A 16,221-nucleotide genomic window follows, 5' to 3' on the forward strand; every position below is an offset into this window, starting at 1 on the left:
TTAACGGCATAATCTAGAACTTCTCGGCACCCAACTCCTAGCCGGGCTCCACCCCGGCCCACCCTCAACACCCCCCCGACACCCGGCGGGCCGGCCGTCAGGCGATCGACCAGACGTAGCCGTCCGGGCGGATGAGCACCCGGCGGCCCACCGAAGCCTCGTACGCCGCGTACGCGTGGCCGCCCTCGTCCACCAGGTCCGTGCCCGTCGCCGCGCTGCCCGCCGGCAGGATCCGGTACCCCGGTGTCTCGCCCTCGCCGAACAGCAGCTCGGTCGCGTGCGGGCCGCGGAACAGCTCGAACAGCCGCACGCGCTTGCCGTTCGCGTCCACCAGCGGCGCGTCCGGTGCCCGGTCCCCAGGCCGCAGCTCCCCGGTCCCCGCCGGGGACAGCGGGCCGCCCCGGTAGGTGATGTCGAGCTGCTGCGTGTCCTCTCCACGCCGGTGGGCGTCCTCGTCGCCGTCGACGTACTTCTGCAGCAGGCCCGCCGAGACCCCCAGCACGCGGGCCGCGACCGTGCGCCGCTCGATCTCGTAGCTGTCCAGCAGCTCCGGTGACCCGTCCGCGAGCTTCCAGCCGAGGTTGTAGCCGTCCTGGATCCCGGTGTTCAGGCCCTGCCCGCCCGTCGGCGGGTGGACGTGCGCCGCGTCGCCGGCCAGGAACACGCGGCCGTCGCGGAAGCTCGCCGCCAGCCGGATGTTCGGCCGCCACACCGTCGACCAGGCCAGGTCCGACAGCTTGACCTGGCCGCCGCTCAGCGCGTCGAGCCGGGCCTGGACCGCGGGCAACGCCGTTTCGACGTCGGTCTCGCCGTCGCCGAGCGCGGCGCCGAACTGGAAGTGCGGCGTCCCCGGCAGCGGGCTGAACATCATGCCGCTCATCGGCTCGTCCGGCGTCGCGAACCAGTGGCCGAAGTTCCGGTCGAGGCCCTCGGCCACGACGTCGCCGAGCAGCATCCGGATCGACTCGTCGGTGGTGCCCTCGAACGCGATCCCCAGCGTCTTGCGCACGAAGCTCTTGCCGCCGTCGGCGCCGACCAGGTACTCCGCGCGGACGGTCTCGCCCGTGCTCAGGGTCGCCGTGACGCCGTCGCCGTCCTGCTCGAAGCCGGTCAGCGCGGTGTTCAGCTCGACGGGCACGCCGAACTCGGCCAGCCGGTCGCGCAGGATGCCCTCGGTCTGCGACTGGCCCAGGAACCAGCCGGTCGGGTACGGCCGCGACGGCGTCGGCTCGACCGGGTCGAACATCATCCGCTCGCCGACCACCTCGCCGCCGAGGTGGATCTTCATCGGCACCGGGGCCATGCCCGCGGCCAGCACCGCGTCGAGCACGCCCAGGTCCTCGAACACCTCCAGCGTGCGCGGCTGCATCCCGTCGCCGCGCGAGCCGACGAAGTACGTCTCGGCCTTGTCGATGATCCGCACGGCGACGTCCCGCCGCGCCAGCTCGATGGCCAGCGTCAGCCCGGTCGGTCCGGCTCCGGCGATCAGCACCCGAGTGTCCATGTCACCCTCCCAGTGAATTTGAATTCAGTGAATCTGGATTCAGAATGGCGCTGCTAGCGTCCCGTGTCAAGGGAGGTGCCGATGACGGCGACGAGCCGCAGGGAAAAGGCCGCGGAGACCGAGGCCGCGCTCAAGGCCGCGGCCAAGCGCGTCTTCGCCCGGAAGGGCTACCTGAACACGAAGATCACCGACATCACCGCGGAGGCGGGCCGGGCCGCGGGGTCGTTCTACAACCACTTCGCGGGCAAGGAAGAGCTCCTCGAAGCGCTGATGGCCGACATCGCGGCCTCAGGCGACGAGAGCGCCGACAGCGAAGACCACCTGGCCGACTTCAGCGACCCCGCGGCCGTGCGCTGGCACGTCAAGCAGTACTGGGACTTCTACCGCGACAACGCGGCCACCATGCTGGCCCTGCGCCAGGCGGCGATGGTCAGCGAGTCGTTCGCGCGCACGGTGGCCCGGTTCGGCGCGTCCCAGGCCGCCGACCTCGACGACCACCTCGCGTACATCACCCGCGCCGGCATGCGCCTCCCGGCGGACCCGGACCGCTGCGGAATGCTGATCTACAACCTGGTCGACGTCTTCGCGGCGACGTGGCTGCACGACGCGCCGGCGGGCTGGACACCGCCGACCGACGAAGAGGCGATCGAACTGCTCACCCGGTTCGTCTACCGGGGCCTGACCGGCCGCGATTACTGAGTCAGCCGCTCCACGGCCGCGTCGATGCGCTCGTCCGTCGCGGTCAGTGCGACGCGGACGTGCTTGCCGCCCTTCGGGCCGTAGAACGTGCCGGGCGCGACCAGGATCCCGCGCTCGGCCAGCCAGCCGACCGTCGCCGAGGCGTCCTCGTCGCGAGTGGCCCAGAGGTAGAGCCCCGCTTCGGAGTGGTCGATGCGGAACCCGTTGTCCAGCAACGCCTTCCGCAGCACCAGCCGACGGCGGGCGTACCGCTCGCGCTGCCCGCGCAGCGCCTCGTCGTCGGACAGCGCGGCGACCATCGCCTCCTGGACCGGCCGCGGCACGATCATGCCCGCGTGCTTGCGCACTTCGAGCAGCTGCTTGATCAGGCGCGGGTCGCCGGTCAGGAAGCCGGCGCGGTAGCTGGCCAGGTTGGCCGACTTCGACAGCGAGTGCACCGCGATCAGGCCGTCGGTCCGGCCACCGCAGACGTCCGGGTGCAGGATCGACCGAGGATCGGACTCCCAGCCCAGGGCCAGGTAGCACTCGTCGGAGACCACGACGACCTCGCGCTCGCGGGCCCACTCGACGACCTTGCGCAGGTGCTCCACCGGCAGCACCCGGCCGGTCGGGTTGGACGGCGAGTTCAGCCAGATCATCGCCGGCTTCTGCGGGCCGAGCGCGACCGTGCTGTCGGCGCGCAGGAGCGACGCGCCCGCCAGCAGCACGCCGACCTCGTACGTCGGGTACGCCAGCTCCGGGATGACGACGAGGTCGCCGGGGCCGAAGCCGAGCAGGCGCGGCAGCCAGGCCACGGCCTCCTTGGACCCGATCGTCGGCAGCACGGCGTCCGGCTCGACGCCGTCGACGCCGTGCCGCCGGGACAGCGCGCCGCGCGCGGCTTCCCGCAGCTCCGGAATGCCGTGGGTGGTCGGGTACCCGGGGATCTCCGAGACCGACGCGAGGGCCTCGCGGATGCCCGCCGGGACCGGGTCGACCGGGGTGCCGATGGAGAGGTCGACGACCCCGCCGGGATGCGCTTGGGCCGTGGCCTTGACCTCGGCGAGCGAATCCCAGGGGAAGTCGGGCAGCGCGATCCGGTTCATTCGCCCTGCGGGGGCAGCGCCTTGATGAAGGCCGGGTCGTGCGCGGTCTTGCCCACCTTGGACGCGCCGCCGGGCGAACCCAGCTCGTCGAAGAAGTCGACGTTCGCCTTGGTGTAGTCCGACCAGTTGTCCGGGACGTCGTCCTCGTAGTAGATCGCCTCGACCGGGCAGACCGGCTCGCAGGCGCCGCAGTCGACGCACTCGTCCGGGTGGATGTACAGCATCCGCTCGCCCTCGTAGATGCAGTCCACGGGGCACTCGTCGATACACGCCTTGTCGAGCACGTCGACGCAGGGCTCGGCGATCACGTAGGTCACTGCGCACTCCTGCTTTTCTCTGCAAACAGCCAGTCCGTGCCGACATTACGCGGCGTCGGCACCCGTTCGGTTGGTGAGGCAAGCCTTAGCCATACCCGGGGTATGGAGCTCACCTCTCCCGGCGGCGCGGGGGCGGGGTCGCCCGGGCGTCACCGGTGATGACGAAGCGCGGTTTGGGCGCCTCGCCTGTGTCACTTTCGGGCTTCTTCTCCCCCACGGCTCGGTTGAACCCTTCGGCGATCTCGTCGACCAGCTTCTCGTTGTGCCGCTCGTCCTTGCGCTGGATACCCACGGTCACCTCCTGCCGAAATCCGCTCCCGCGACTTTCACCGCCTCCGTCACAATCTAGCGGTGAACGCCGCCGAGAAGCTCGAAATCACGTGCAGCAAAGCATGGCCGCCCCTGGTGGAGGATCCCCTGGGTGAGTGGCGCCTGCGCTGGGCGGACGGCTTCACCGGCCGCGCCAACAGCGCGCTGGCCGTCGGCGACCCGGTCCGCCCGCTCGGCGGGGCCCTGCGCGCGGTGTGTGATTTCGCCCACGATCGGGGAATCACCCCGATGGTGCAGGTCGTCCGCGACAGCCCGAACGAACACGCCATCGCCGCGGCCGGCTGGCACCCGGCCACCGGGCACGGCGCCGGTCACGAGGTCGTGGTGCTCACCGCGCCGCTGGAGCCCGGGCCCGCGGTGGCAGGCGGAGAGGTCGGCCGAAAGCCCGCGGTCCCGGGAGTCACGGTGAGCGAGAAGCCCGCGCTCGCCGCCCCCGGCGTCACGGTCCGCGACCAGCCCGCCCCGGCGAACCCGGCCGTCACCATCGGCGACGAACCCGCCCCCGGCTGGTGGGCGCTCGCCATGCGGCCCACCGAGGACTCCCCGGCCGCGCGGCAGGTCCTCAGCGGCGGGAAGATCGGCTACGGCGCCGCCCTGGTCGACGGGGTCCTCGCCGGGGTCGTCCGCGGCGCACTGGTCGACGACTGGCTGCACATCGGCCGCCTCGAAGTCGCCCCCGCCTTCCGCCGCCGCGGGCTGGCGTCCGCGCTGATGGGCGCGGTGCACGCGTGGGGCGTGGAACACGGGGCGGGCCACGCGGTGTTGCAGGTCGCGGAACGGAATTCGGGCGCGCTCGCGCTCTACGCGGGGCTCGGCTACGCCCCGCACCACAAATACCGGTACTGGGTGCCCGCACCCGGCTCGTGCGAGGATTCGACGTCGTGAAGATCGTGGTAGTGGTCGGCGGAGTGGGCGGGGCCCGCTTCCTGCTGGGTGTCAAGGCAGCGCTGGGCATGGCACCCGAGGGTGCCTCCGAGTCGGAGCACGAGGTGACGGCGCTGGTCAACACCGGCGACGACGTCTGGATGCACGGGCTGCGGATCTGTCCCGACCTGGACACCTGCATGTACACCCTGGGCGGCGGGATCGACTCCGAACGCGGCTGGGGGCACTCGGGCGAGACCTGGGTCGTCAAGGAGGAGCTGGCCGCCTACGGCGCCGACCCGGACTGGTTCGGGCTCGGCGACAAGGACATCGCCACCCACCTGATCCGGTCGCGGATGCTGCGCGCGGGCTACCCGCTCTCGGCGGTCACCGAGGCCCTGTGCGACCGCTGGCAGCCCGGCGTCCGGCTGCTGCCGATGTCCGACGACCGCGTCGAGACGCACGTCGTCATCGACGACCCGGAGCAGGACGGCCAGCAGAAGGCGATCCACTTCCAGGAGTGGTGGGTGCGCTACCGCGCCGAGCCGAAGGCGCACTCGATCGTCGCGGTCGGCGCCGACGAGGCCAAGCCCGCCCCCGGCGTGCTGGAAGCGATCAAGGACGCCGACGCCGTGCTGTTCGCGCCGTCGAACCCGGTCGTGTCGGTCGGCACCGTGCTGGGCGTGCCCGGGGTGCGGGAGGCGCTGCGGAACAGCACTGCCCGCGTCGTCGGGGTGTCGCCGATCATCGGCGGCAAGGCGCTGCGCGGGATGGCCGACGCGTGCCTGACCGCGATCGGCGTCGAGACGTCGGCCGAGGCGGTGGGCCGGCACTACGGCTCGCGCCAGGACGGCGGCGTGCTCGACGGCTGGCTGATCGCGGAAGGCGAGACGGCCGACGTGCCGGGCGTGACCGTCCGCGACGTCCCGCTGCTGATGTCCGATGTGGACGCGACCGCAGCGATGGCCCGCGCCGCCCTCGAACTGGCTGGAGCCCCCGTTGAGTGACCACGCTGCCCCCAAGCTGGAGATCCTGCCCGTCACCGGGCTGCCGGAGTTCCGCCCGGGCGACGACCTGACCGGCGCGATCGTGGCCGCCGCGCCCTGGCTGCGGTCGGGGGACGTCCTGGTCGTGACCAGCAAGATCGTCTCGAAGGCCGAGGGCAGGCTGGTGCGCGTGCCGCCGGACCCGGAGGCCCGCGACGCCGAACGCCGGAAGCTCGTCGAGCAGGAGGCCGTGCGGATCGTCGCGCGGATCGCCCGGACCGTGATCACCCAGAACCACCTGGGGATCGTGCAGGCGGCATCCGGGATCGACGCGTCCAATGTGGCCGGTGACGAGGTCGCGCTGCTGCCCGCCGACCCGGACGCGTCGGCGCTGGCGCTGCGCAACGGGCTGCGGGAGCGGCTCGGCGTCGAGGTCGCCGTCGTCGTCACCGACACCATGGGCCGGGCCTGGCGGGTGGGGCAGACCGACGCCGCCATCGGGTCTTCGGGGCTGCGCGTGCTGCACGCCTACCGCGGGGAGGTCGACGGGCAGGGCAACGAGCTGGCCGTCACCGAGGTCGCGATCGCCGACGAGCTCGCCGCGGCCGCAGACCTGGTCAAGGGCAAGCTGGGCGGGACGCCGGTCGCGGTCGTCCGCGGGTTCTTCCCGGAGGACGACGGCTCGACCGCGCGGGACCTGGTCCGCCCGCTGGAGGAGGACCTCTTCCGGCTGGGCGCGAACGAAGCCGTCGCGCAGGGCAGGCGCGAGGCCGTGCCGGCCCGGCGTTCGGTGCGGCACTTCACGGACGAGCCGGTCTCCCCCACTTCGATCCGGCGGGCGGTGGGGTCGGCGCTGACCGCGCCCGCGCCGCACCACACGCACCCGGTCCGCTTCGTCTGGCTGCGCGATTCCGGCGTCCGGAAGAAGCTGCTGGACGCGATGCGCGAGTCGTGGCAGGCCGACCTGTCCGGCGACGAGTTCACGCCGGAGCAGATCGCGAAGCGGCTCAGCCGGGGCGACATCCTGTACCGGGCGCCCGAGATCGTCCTCCCGTTCCTGGTGCCGGACGGCGCGCACACCTACCGCGACGACCGCCGCAACGAGTGCGAGAAGACGATGTTCACGGTGGCCGGCGGTGCCGCGGTCCAGGGTTTGCTGGTCGCGCTGGCGGCCGAGGGCCTCGGGTCGTGCTGGATCGGCTCGACGATCTTCGCCGCGGACGTCGTCCGCGAGGTCCTCGGTCTCGGCGAGCGCTGGCAGCCGCTGGGCTCGGTCGCCGTCGGCGTGCCGCTCACCGAGCCGGACCCGCGTGGCCCGGCCCTGGCCGGGGAAGGACTGCTGGAGCTGTGAGCCTGCACGCGGACGCCGTCACGACGCTGTCGGCGTGGCGGCCTGCGGTCGCGTCCCAGGAATCGCTGCGCCAGGCGTTCCTCGGGTTCCTGGCCGCGCGCGACGATTCGTGTCAGCGTTCGTGCGCGGCGGGGCACCTGACGGCGTCGGCGGTGGTGCTGGACCACACCGGCACGCGGGTGCTGCTGACGCTGCACCCGCGGGTCGGCCGCTGGCTGCAGCTCGGCGGCCACTGCGAGCCGTCGGACGAGTCGCTGGCCGGGGCGGCGCTGCGGGAGGCCACCGAGGAGTCCGGGATCGCCGGGCTGCGTCTCGTGGCGGAGCCGGTGCACCTCGACGTCCACCCGATCACGTGCTCGCTCGGGGTGCCGACCCGGCACTTCGACGTCCGCTTCGCGGTGCACGCGCCGGCCGGTGCGGAGCCGGTGCGCAGCGACGAGTCCGACGACCTGCGGTGGTGGCCGGCGGACGCGCTGCCGGAGGGGTCCGAAGATCTCGCCGATCTGGTGAAAGCGGCCGTTCCTGTCGGTGCCGGGCGATAACCTGGTCCGCGGACAGGGAGGGACCACATGGCTACACAGTTCCCGGAGCGGGTGCACTACCACTCCGGCGGTGGCGGCGACACCGGCGTGTTCGGGTACATCGTGCTCGGGCTCATCGTCCTGGGCATCATCGTGTTCGTCATCGCGGTGATCGTGCGGGTGTCGAAGATGCGCCGCGAAGAGGCGATGAAGAAGAGCGGGCAGTTCCCGGCTTTCCCGCCCCAGCAAGGTTTTGCGGCGCCACCGCAGGGATTTGCGGGCGGGGGTGCTGCGGCGCCGGGGTTTGCGCCTGCGGGTTCTGCTTCGCCGGGGTTTGTGCCCGCGGGCTCTGCGGCGCCGGGATTCGCGCCTGCGGGTTCTGCGCCGCCGTCGCAGGGGTTCGCCGCGCCGCAGCCGGGCTTCGCGCCGGCCCAGCAGCCGGGGTATCCGCCTTCGCCGCAGCACGGTTTCCCGCAGCAGCCGGGGTATCCGCCGGCGCCGCAGCAGTACGCGCCGCAGGGGCCGTCGTTCCCGCAGCAGCAACAGCTGCCGGGGCCGGGAGCGGGTCCGCAGAGCTGGTGATCGTCCCCTTCGACAGCGGTTCGCCGGTCCCGCCGTACGAGCAGGTCCGGTCCGGCCTCGCGACGCGGATCAACGACCGGACCCTGGCCGTGGGCACCAAGCTGCCCACGGTGCGCCGCCTGGCGGCCGACCTGGGCATAGCGCCGAACACGGTGGCGAGGGCGTACCGCGAGCTGGAGGAGGCGGGCCTGATCGAAACCCGAGGCCGGGCCGGAAGCTTCGTCGCGGCGGCGGGCGACCAGTCCCGCCGCAAGGCCCAGCAGGCGGCGGCGGAGTACGCGAAGACGACCCGTAAGCTCGGCCTCGCCGACGCCGAGGCACTGTCGATCGTCCGCGCGGCACTCGACGAGGGGGAGAGCTGATGGTGAGCGTGCTGATGCTGCTGATCATCCTGGTGGTGCTCGCCGGCATCGTCGGGGTGGTGCTGCTCGTCGTGAACTCGAACAAGCCGAAGCAGCCGCCGTACCCGCCGCAGTACCCGGGCTACCAGCAGCCGGGCTTCGGGGCGCCGCAGCAGGGCTACCCGGGCCAGCAGCCGCCGGGTTACCCGCCGCAGCAGGGCTTCGGCGGGCCGGGTTATCCGGGGCAGCAGCCGCCGGGGTTCCCGGGACAGCAGCCGCCGTACCCGCCACCGCCGGGTGGCTACCCTCCCCAGCAGTAGGCCGGAGCTTCGCGGCCTCGCCAGTCCTGCGGCCGCACCAGTCCCGCGGGCACCTTCGCCGCTGGCGGGCCATGTCACCCACACGGGACCGAGCGCCCATCGCAGCCCTCTCCACGACCGCGGCCACCCTCGCGCTGCCGCAGCGCACGTCACCCAGCGCGAGACCGCGCGCCCGCCGCAACCCGCCTACCCGCCGCGACGAGACACCACACCCGCAAAGCGGGGCGCGCCCGCGCCAGCAGCGCACGTCACCCGCACGAGACCGCGCCGCCGCCCCCACAACCACCTTCGCCGCAAGCAGCGCACGTCACCTACACAGGACCGCGCGCCCATCGCAGCCTCTCCACGACCGCGGCCACCCTCGCGCTGCCGCAGCGCCCGTCACCCACACGGGCACCCGCGACCACCGCCGTCACATCGCGCGATAGTCCCGCAGCTCGATCCTCGGCCCGAACCGTGGCCGCGTGTGCCCCGCAGCCTCCAGATACCGCACCACCCGCTGCCGCTGCGGCGCGTACGGCGCCAGGACCTCCGCCATCCCCACGTCGTCCAGCTTCGTGCCCAGCACCGCGTTGCCCACCATCGACGGGATGTTGTAGTCGCCGAAGCTCACCGCGTCCGGGTCGCCCCAGGCGCGCTGGGCGATCTCCGCCGCCGTCCACACTCCGATGCCCGGGACCTGGCGCAGCCAGTGCCTTCCCTCGAGCCCGCCCAGCTCCACCGCCCGCTCCAGGTGACCCGCCACGCGCGCGGCGTTCACCAGGGCCGTCCGCCGCTTGATGTCGACCCCCGCTCGGTGCCAGTGCCAGTCCGGCAGCGTGCTCAACGTCGAGGGCGTCGGCGGCACGCGCAGCCGCTCCGGCGCCGGCCCCGGGGCGTGCGTGCCGAAGCGGCGGCACAGCTCCGCCCACGACCGGATCGCCTCCTTGCCCGCCACCTTCTGCTCCAGCACCGCGAGCACCAGCCAGTCCCACACCACCCCGGTCGCCCCCAGCCGCAGGCCCGGGTTCGCCCGCCGGGCCCGCGCGACGACGTCGTGGTGCGCGACGAACCCCGAATCGTCGTCGTCCGCCCCCAGCAACGCCGGCACTCCCGTGAGCAGCCGGTCCTTCGCCGGGCCCCAGGCCGCGGCCTCGATGCGGCCGTCGGACAGCCGCCGCAACGCCAGGGTTCCCGGTCCGTCCGGCGTGTTCGACGCCAGCCAGGTGATGCCGCGCTCGTCCGTGAGGATGTTGAGCGACCCGCGGCCGCGCTTCAGCGGACCCAGGACCCGGCCCAGGTCGACTTCGAACGCGGGACGCCAGAACATCGGGTTACGCGTCGCTCGAGAAGCGGACGGATCCGTCGGGCAGGACGACGTCCGGCCACACGCGGGCGCCGTCCAGGAGCTCGCAGCCGGCTCCCACCGACACGCCGTCGCCCAGCACCACGCCGCGCAGCACCGCGCCGGCGCCGACGCGGGCGCCGTGGCCGAGCACCGAGCGCTCGACGATCGCGCCCTCGGAGACCGCCGCGCCGTCGAACAGCACCGAGCCGTCGATCTTCGCGCCCGGCCCCACCACCGCCGCGACGCCGATCGTCGAACCGCCGGACAGCTGGGCGTCCTCGGCCACCGACGCGCCGTCGAGCACCAGGAAGTCACCGGGACGGCCGGGCAGCGCCGACGTCGGCGCCAGGCCGCGCACGAGGTCGGCCGAGCCGCGCACGAACGCCTCCGGCGTGCCGACGTCCAGCCAGTAGGACTCGTCGACGAAGCCCTGGATGTGCGCGCCCTGCTCCAGCAGCTGCGGGAACGTCTCGCGCTCGACCGACACCCGGCGCCCGGTCGGGATGGCCTCGATCACCGGACGGCGGAAGACGTAGCACCCCGCGTTGATCTGGTCGGTCGGCGGGTTCGGCGTCTTCTCGAGGAACGCCTGGACGCGCCCGGTCTCGTCGGTCGGCACCGACCCGAACCGGCTGGGGTCCGGCACGCGCTGCAGGTGCAGTGTGACGTCGGCCTCGGATTCGCGGTGGATGCGCAGCTGCTCGCCGAGGTCCGAGCCGGAGATGATGTCGCCGTTGAAGACGATCACGTGGTCGGCGCGCAGCTTGTCGTGGACGTTCCGGATCGCGCCCGCGGTGTCGAGCGGCTCCTCCTCGACCACGTACTCCAGGTCCAGGCCGATGGCCTTGCCGTCGCCGAAGTACTCCTCGAACACCTCCGCCCGGTAACTCGTGCCCAGCACGACGTGCCGGATGCCGGCCTCGCGGATGCGGGAGAACAGGTGGCTCAGGTAGGGCGTCCCGGCGGTCGGGAGCATCGGCTTCGGCGCCGACAGGGTCAGTGGACGCAGGCGGGTGCCCTTGCCCCCGACCAGCACGACGGCATCGACCTCAACCTCGGACGTCACGGAAATCTCCTCCTGTATCACGCACCGCTGAGCGACAAGCCGCGGGAAACCCTGACGGAGGTCGCCCGGAGGGCCTACCCTAGACAGGAAACAGGCGGGCCTTTCCCCAGAGGGCCCCGGGTCAGTCGGGAGGCCGAGGGGATGGACCCCCGCGATCGGGCGGACGCCCTGCTCGCACGAGCCCAGGCGCGCGGTGTGTTCGTCGTGACACCCGACAGCGCGACGTCACCGATGGACTCGGCGAACACCCAGCAGATCCCGCGCGCGCAGATCGACGGGCTCGACCGCAGCCGCGACCCCGACACGACCACGCAGCTGCCGGCGTCGCTGATCGAGGAGAACGACCACCCGCTGGCCGGCGCGGCGCCGACCCGCCGGATGGAGGTCCAGGGCGGCCGGCGTCCGCAGTCGACGACACCGCTGAGCACGCCGTCGCCGACGACGCCGATGTCCACGCCGCTGTCGCGCCGGCCCCAGGCCGAGCAGATCACGAGCCCGCTGAAGGAGCCCGATCCGGAGGACACCGGCCTGGTGCCGACGGTGACGCAGAACATCGGCAAGTCCGACCTTTCGCGCCGGCTCGACGGGATCTAGCGGGTCTCGAGCTTCAGCCGCACCGCGAGGCCGAGCTTCACGGCGGCCAGCACCGGCTTCCAGGCGAGCCCCTGGTGCCGGTCGGCGAGGTAGCGGTAGGCGCTAGCGTGGTGGGCGGCCAGCATCTTCTTCGACGCCTGCGACGTCGAGTGCCCGCCCTCGTGCGTGACGCGCGCGGTCGGCGCGTAGACGTTCAACCAGCCGGCTTTGGCGAGCCGGTCGCCGAGGTCGACGTCCTCGAAGTACATGAAGTAGCGCGTGTCGAAGCCGCCGACGGAGTCGAACGCCTCCCGGCGGAACAGCTGGCACGAGCCGGACAGCCAGCCCGAGACGCGCTCGGCCGGGGTGCCGGTCTCCTGCCGGTACTGCTTCGTCCAGGGGTTGCCGGGCCAGACCTTCGCGAAGAGGGCGTGCCCGATCCCGCGCCCGAAGGAGGGAAGCAGCCGCGCCGAGGGGTAGACGGTCCCGCCGACGTCGTGGATCAGCGGCCCGAAGGCACCCCCGCGCGGCCACCGCCGGGCGACCTCGAGCAGCGCGTCGAGCGACCCGGGCTCCCATTCGAGGTCGGGGTTGACGACGACGACCCAGCCGTAGGAGTCATCGAGCTCGGCGACGCCCCGGTTCGCGGCGGTCCCGTAGCCGACGTTTTCCCCGATGGGGAGCAGCTGGACGTTCTTTCGATCGGCGGTGACCCGCTCGAGCGCGCCTTCGACGGACGCGTTGTCCGCGATGACCACCTTGACCTCGCGCTCGGTGGCCTTCTCGAGGGTGTCGAGGAACCGCTCGATGGTGTCCTCGGAGAAGTAGGTCACGGTCACGACGCCGACATCGTCGCCATAGCGGGAGTGCTCAGTCACCCGGCCATTGTCCACGCGTCACGCAGGGCAACCCCGCCACCCCGCAGCCCGTGACGGAACAGTCGACACGCGTGATCAGGAGGTCGACACGCGTGATTGCGAAGCCGACACACCGCACGACGCCTTGTCGACCCCTCAATCACGCGTGTCGACCTCTGAATCACGCGTGTCGACCTCTGAATCACGCGTGTCGGCTCTCGGATCACGGTTCAGCGGGTGCGGAGGTGGCGGGACCAGGCCTTGGCGTACGCCTCCCGGTGCCGTTCCGCGGTCGTGGCCCACGAGAACTCCTTGGCCCGCTGCTGCGCCGCCGTCGCCAGCTCGGCTCGGCGGCCCGGGTCGGCCAGCAGCTCGCTCAACGCCGCCGCGACGTCACCCGCCCCCACTCCGCAGTACGCCACCGCGTCGCCGCCCACCTCGGGCAGGGACAGCCGGCGCGTCGTCAGCACGCACGCGCCGCACGCCATCGCCTCCAGGACCGGCAACCCGAACCCCTCGCCCAGCGATGGGTACGCGACCAGCGAAGCACCGCCCAGGAAGCCCGCCAGCGTCCCGAACGGCAGGTACCCCGCCCGGATCACGCGCAGCCGGTGCGGCACCGCGTCCAGCGCCCGCTCCACCTGCGTGTCCCAGCCCGGCTGGCCGGCCAGCACCAACGCCGGCGCGTCCGGACGTCCGGCCACCGCCCGCGCGAAGCCGCGGATCAACGCCGGCACGTTCTTCCGCGGCTCCAGCGCCCCCAGGAACGCCACGTACGGCGTTCGCCCCAGGCCGACCGCCGCGCGCGCCGCCGCGACCTCCGCCGGGGAGGGCGGGTGGAAACGCTCGCTGTCGACTCCGTGGTGAATCACTTCCAGGGAAGCGTGCCGCACCGGGGCCACGCGGGTCAGCTCCGCGGCCGTCGCCGCCGAAGGCACGACGCACAGCGTTGCCCGCCGGAGCGCCGTCGCCGTCCAGGCGCGGAAGAAACGGGCCTTCACCGACGAGTGCAGCACCGCGTCGGTGAAGAACGTCGCGTCGTGCAGCGTGACCACCGATGCCGCCGACGTCGCCAGCGGCATCGTGTAGTGCGGCGAATGGACGACGTCCGCGCCGAGGCGGCGGGCCAGGCGGGGCAGGGTCGCCTGTTCCCAGGTCAGGCGGGCCGTGCGGGTGGTCGTCGCCGGGGAGGCAGGCACGACCCGGGAGCGCGGTGCCAGCTGATCGTAAAGCTGCAGGTCGCGGGGCTGGCAGACGACGGTGATCCGCGCCCCGTCCGCGTCGAGCGCGGCGACGAGCGAATCCACGTACCGGCCGACCCCGCCGCGGTCCGCGGGAACCGCGGTCGCGTCGATCAGCACCCGGGGGTCATCGCTCACCCCAGCAGAGTACGGCGACGCCCCCGCGCCATGGTGAGGAACTGGCAAACCGGGCTGGTCAGTGCGCGGAACGAGGTTCAGTCGTGCGCGCGGCGGTGGATCGCCCACACGGCCTCCGCCGCTCGGCGCCACGTGAAGGTCCGGGCCCGCTCCCGCCCCGCCCGGGTCAGCTCCGCCGCCCTCGACGGCGACCCCAGCACCTCGCGCAGCGCGGCCGTCAACGCCGCCGCGTCCCCTCGCGGCACCATCAGCCCGGCCCCGCCCGCCACCTCGGCCAGCGCCGGGACGTCGGTGTGCACCACCGGGATCCCGGCCGCCATCGCTTCCAGGAGGCCCAGGCCGAACCCCTCGGCGAGGCTCGGCACGGCCAGCACGTCGGCGCGGCGCAGCACGGTCGCCAGCTCGGCGTCCGACACCTTCCCGAGCACCTGCAGCCGCTCGGCGGGCAGGCCGCGCTCGGCCGCCAGCGCCACCGGGTCGACGCCGCCCCAGCCCGGCTGGCCGGCCAGCACCAGCACCGTGCCCTCCAGCGCCGCGACCGCGTCGACCAGCACGTCGATGCCCTTGCGCGGCTCGATCGTGCCGACCGCCAGCACGTACCGCGCCGGCAGCTCCAGGTCCGCGTCACCGGCCGGCACCCGGACGCCGTGCGGCACCACGCGCACCGGGACGTCCACGTCGATGAGCACCGCCAGCTCGTCGGCGACCGCCCGGGTCGGCACGACCAGCCCGGACGCCCGCCGCGCGGCCCGCGCGATCATCGACCGGTGCCAGCTGACCCCGCGCGCGGTGAGCGTCTCGGGGTGGGTCCACGGCACGGTGTCGTGCACGGTCACGCTCAGCGTTTTCCCGGCGGGCGCGCGCGGCGGCGCGAACGGCGTCGGCGCGTGCACGGCGTCGCCGCCCGGCCACCAGAGCAGGCCCAGCTGCCACGCCGCGACCAGCGCCCGCGGCGGGATCCGCAGCACCCGCGGCCCGTCGACGCCGTCCAGCCGCGCCGCGTCGACGTCGGCGTGCCGCGCGACCACGCTGGACACCGTCCAGCCCGGCGGCGCGGTCTTCGCGAGCGCGGGCAGCAGCTCGGCCGTGTAGCGCCCGGTGCCACCGGGCACCGGCGCGAGGAGCTGCTCGGCGAGCACGACCAGTTCGGGCACGCGGCTATTGTGCGGGACGTGACCGCGAATCCCGCCACCACGGTGGTAGTCGTGACCTGGCGGGGCGCCGGGCAGATCACGGCCTGCCTCGACGCGCTCGCCGCGCAGACCCGTCCACATCGGACGCTCGTGGTCGACAACGCCTCCGCCGACGGCACGGCCGCCCTGCTCGCGGCCCACTCTTCGCACCCGCAAGTCGTCCGGCTGCCGCGCAACACCGGGTACGCGGGCGCGCTCGCCGTCGCCCTGGAAAAGGTCCAGACCCCGCTCATGGCGTGGCTGAACGACGACGCCGAACCCGCACCGGACTGGCTCGCCACGCTGGAGGACACCCTCGTAAAGGCGCCGCTGGCCGCCGCGGCGACGTCCCGGCTCGTGCGTCCCGACGGCACCACGCAGTCCGCCGGCGTGCGGCTGACCGCCGACGGCCACGGCGCCGACGTCACCGAACCCGCCGGCGAGGTGTTCGGCTTCTGCGGCGGCGCGGCCCTGCTGCGCACCGACGCGCTCAGGAGCGTGCACGGCGTCCCGGCCGGATTCTTCTGTTATTACGAGGACACCGACACGGCGTGGCGGCTGCGGCTGGCCGGGTGGGACGTCGTCGCGGCGCCCGACGCCCGCGTCCGGCACGCCCACGGCGTCAGCAGCGAGCTGGGGTCGCCCCTGTTCCACCGCTGGAACGAGCGCAACCGCCTGCTCATGCTGCTGCGCTGCGCGCCCCGCGGCGTCGCGGTGAACCAGCTGCTCCGATTCGCCGTGTTGACAGCGGTGCTGCCGCTGCGCCCCGGGCGGCCGGCGGCGGCGAACTTCCGGTTCGGCCTGCGCTGCCGCGTGCTGGCCGAGGTGGGTGTGCGGCTACCAGCGACGTTGCGGACCCGGCGCAAGATCACCCGCCGCGCGGCTCTCGGCCGAGGCGCGGTCTGGGAGGCATGGGCGGGCCTTTAAGCTTGCTGGCAATCCGACGA

The 16,221-nt window shown here is 73.2% G+C and carries 19 protein-coding genes; 10 read left to right on the top strand and 9 right to left on the bottom strand.

The window, feature by feature from the left end:
* Positions 1-97: 97 nt before the first annotated feature.
* Positions 98-1,504, bottom strand: a complete 1,407-nt coding sequence (locus ACWDN5_RS33065; RefSeq protein WP_449679042.1) for an FAD-dependent monooxygenase — start codon at positions 1,502-1,504, stop codon at positions 98-100.
* Between the two features lie 81 nt (positions 1,505-1,585).
* Between ACWDN5_RS33065 and ACWDN5_RS33070 the strand changes: the two genes are divergently transcribed.
* A complete protein-coding gene (locus ACWDN5_RS33070; protein ID WP_449679043.1) occupies positions 1,586-2,203 on the top strand; it encodes a TetR/AcrR family transcriptional regulator in 618 nt (205 codons plus the stop codon).
* Here the strand turns inward: ACWDN5_RS33070 and dapC are convergent.
* From dapC to ACWDN5_RS33085, 3 genes are all read right to left on the bottom strand, one after another.
* Positions 2,197-3,288, bottom strand: a complete 1,092-nt coding sequence (dapC, locus tag ACWDN5_RS33075) for a succinyldiaminopimelate transaminase (RefSeq protein WP_449679044.1) — start codon at positions 3,286-3,288, stop codon at positions 2,197-2,199. The genes ACWDN5_RS33070 and dapC overlap by 7 nt on opposite strands.
* Positions 3,285-3,605, bottom strand: a complete 321-nt coding sequence (gene fdxA, locus ACWDN5_RS33080) for a ferredoxin (RefSeq protein ID WP_003083029.1) — start codon at positions 3,603-3,605, stop codon at positions 3,285-3,287. Before fdxA ends, dapC begins: the two co-directional genes overlap by 4 nt.
* Before the next feature lie 109 nt (positions 3,606-3,714).
* Entirely contained in the window at positions 3,715-3,897 is a 183-nt protein-coding gene (locus tag ACWDN5_RS33085; RefSeq protein ID WP_206795643.1) for a hypothetical protein, read from the bottom strand.
* A 59-nt stretch (positions 3,898-3,956) separates the two neighbouring features.
* On the opposite strand from ACWDN5_RS33085, the gene ACWDN5_RS33090 reads away from it, so the two are divergent.
* The 7 genes from ACWDN5_RS33090 to ACWDN5_RS33120 are packed head-to-tail and all read left to right on the top strand — an operon-like array spanning position 3,957 to position 8,900.
* Positions 3,957-4,820 carry a GNAT family N-acetyltransferase gene (locus ACWDN5_RS33090; RefSeq protein WP_449679045.1) on the top strand — a complete coding sequence of 288 codons (864 nt, stop codon included), beginning with the start codon at positions 3,957-3,959 and terminating at the stop codon, positions 4,818-4,820.
* The gene (gene cofD / locus ACWDN5_RS33095) at positions 4,817-5,806 is read left to right on the top strand and encodes a 2-phospho-L-lactate transferase (RefSeq protein WP_310970889.1); all 990 of its coding nucleotides are present in this window, start codon (positions 4,817-4,819) and stop codon (positions 5,804-5,806) included. The genes ACWDN5_RS33090 and cofD overlap by 4 nt, the downstream gene beginning before the upstream one ends.
* On the top strand, positions 5,742-7,136 hold the full coding sequence (locus ACWDN5_RS33100) for a coenzyme F420-0:L-glutamate ligase (protein ID WP_449679046.1): 1,395 nt from the start codon (positions 5,742-5,744) through the stop codon (positions 7,134-7,136). The genes cofD and ACWDN5_RS33100 overlap by 65 nt, the downstream gene beginning before the upstream one ends.
* Positions 7,133-7,678: an NUDIX hydrolase gene (locus ACWDN5_RS33105; RefSeq protein WP_449679047.1), complete on the top strand. Its 546-nt coding sequence runs from the start codon at positions 7,133-7,135 to the stop codon at positions 7,676-7,678. The genes ACWDN5_RS33100 and ACWDN5_RS33105 overlap by 4 nt, the downstream gene beginning before the upstream one ends.
* Before the next feature lie 27 nt (positions 7,679-7,705).
* A complete protein-coding gene (locus tag ACWDN5_RS33110) occupies positions 7,706-8,239 on the top strand; it encodes a hypothetical protein (RefSeq protein ID WP_449679048.1) in 534 nt (177 codons plus the stop codon).
* Positions 8,236-8,601: a GntR family transcriptional regulator gene (locus tag ACWDN5_RS33115; RefSeq protein WP_449679049.1), complete on the top strand. Its 366-nt coding sequence runs from the start codon at positions 8,236-8,238 to the stop codon at positions 8,599-8,601. Before ACWDN5_RS33110 ends, ACWDN5_RS33115 begins: the two co-directional genes overlap by 4 nt.
* The gene (locus ACWDN5_RS33120; protein ID WP_449679050.1) at positions 8,601-8,900 is read left to right on the top strand and encodes a hypothetical protein; all 300 of its coding nucleotides are present in this window, start codon (positions 8,601-8,603) and stop codon (positions 8,898-8,900) included. Before ACWDN5_RS33115 ends, ACWDN5_RS33120 begins: the two co-directional genes overlap by 1 nt.
* Positions 8,901-9,312: 412 nt before the next feature.
* On the opposite strand, the gene ACWDN5_RS33125 is transcribed toward ACWDN5_RS33120, so the two are convergent.
* Together ACWDN5_RS33125 and ACWDN5_RS33130 are read right to left on the bottom strand one after the other, a co-directional pair.
* Positions 9,313-10,209, bottom strand: coding sequence for a DNA-3-methyladenine glycosylase family protein (locus tag ACWDN5_RS33125; protein ID WP_310970900.1), 897 nt, complete (start codon positions 10,207-10,209; stop codon positions 9,313-9,315).
* A gap of 4 nt (positions 10,210-10,213) precedes the next feature.
* A complete protein-coding gene (locus tag ACWDN5_RS33130) occupies positions 10,214-11,293 on the bottom strand; it encodes a sugar phosphate nucleotidyltransferase (RefSeq protein WP_449679051.1) in 1,080 nt (359 codons plus the stop codon).
* A 141-nt stretch (positions 11,294-11,434) separates the two neighbouring features.
* Here ACWDN5_RS33130 and ACWDN5_RS33135 point away from each other — a divergent pair, with 141 nt between their 5' ends.
* A complete protein-coding gene (locus ACWDN5_RS33135; RefSeq protein ID WP_449679052.1) occupies positions 11,435-11,887 on the top strand; it encodes a hypothetical protein in 453 nt (150 codons plus the stop codon).
* On the opposite strand, the gene ACWDN5_RS33140 is transcribed toward ACWDN5_RS33135, so the two are convergent.
* The 3 genes from ACWDN5_RS33140 to ACWDN5_RS33150 all read right to left on the bottom strand — a co-directional run bounded on the left by ACWDN5_RS33140 (position 11,884) and on the right by ACWDN5_RS33150 (position 15,256).
* Complete coding sequence (locus ACWDN5_RS33140; RefSeq protein WP_310970905.1) at positions 11,884-12,744, bottom strand: glycosyltransferase family 2 protein; 861 nt, start codon at positions 12,742-12,744, stop codon at positions 11,884-11,886. The genes ACWDN5_RS33135 and ACWDN5_RS33140 overlap by 4 nt on opposite strands.
* 209 nt (positions 12,745-12,953) lie before the next feature.
* A complete protein-coding gene (locus ACWDN5_RS33145) occupies positions 12,954-14,084 on the bottom strand; it encodes a glycosyltransferase family 4 protein (protein ID WP_449679065.1) in 1,131 nt (376 codons plus the stop codon).
* Positions 14,085-14,179: 95 nt separating this feature from the next.
* Positions 14,180-15,256 (bottom strand): glycosyltransferase family 4 protein, encoded by a 1,077-nt coding sequence (locus tag ACWDN5_RS33150; protein WP_310970906.1) that lies wholly within the window; start codon positions 15,254-15,256, stop codon positions 14,180-14,182.
* Between the two features lie 9 nt (positions 15,257-15,265).
* Between ACWDN5_RS33150 and ACWDN5_RS33155 the strand changes: the two genes are divergently transcribed.
* Positions 15,266-16,201 carry a glycosyltransferase family 2 protein gene (locus ACWDN5_RS33155; RefSeq protein WP_310970908.1) on the top strand — a complete coding sequence of 312 codons (936 nt, stop codon included), beginning with the start codon at positions 15,266-15,268 and terminating at the stop codon, positions 16,199-16,201.
* The last annotated feature ends 20 nt before the right edge of the window (positions 16,202-16,221 follow it).

It is taken from the genome of Amycolatopsis sp. NPDC003731 (genome assembly GCF_053586895.1).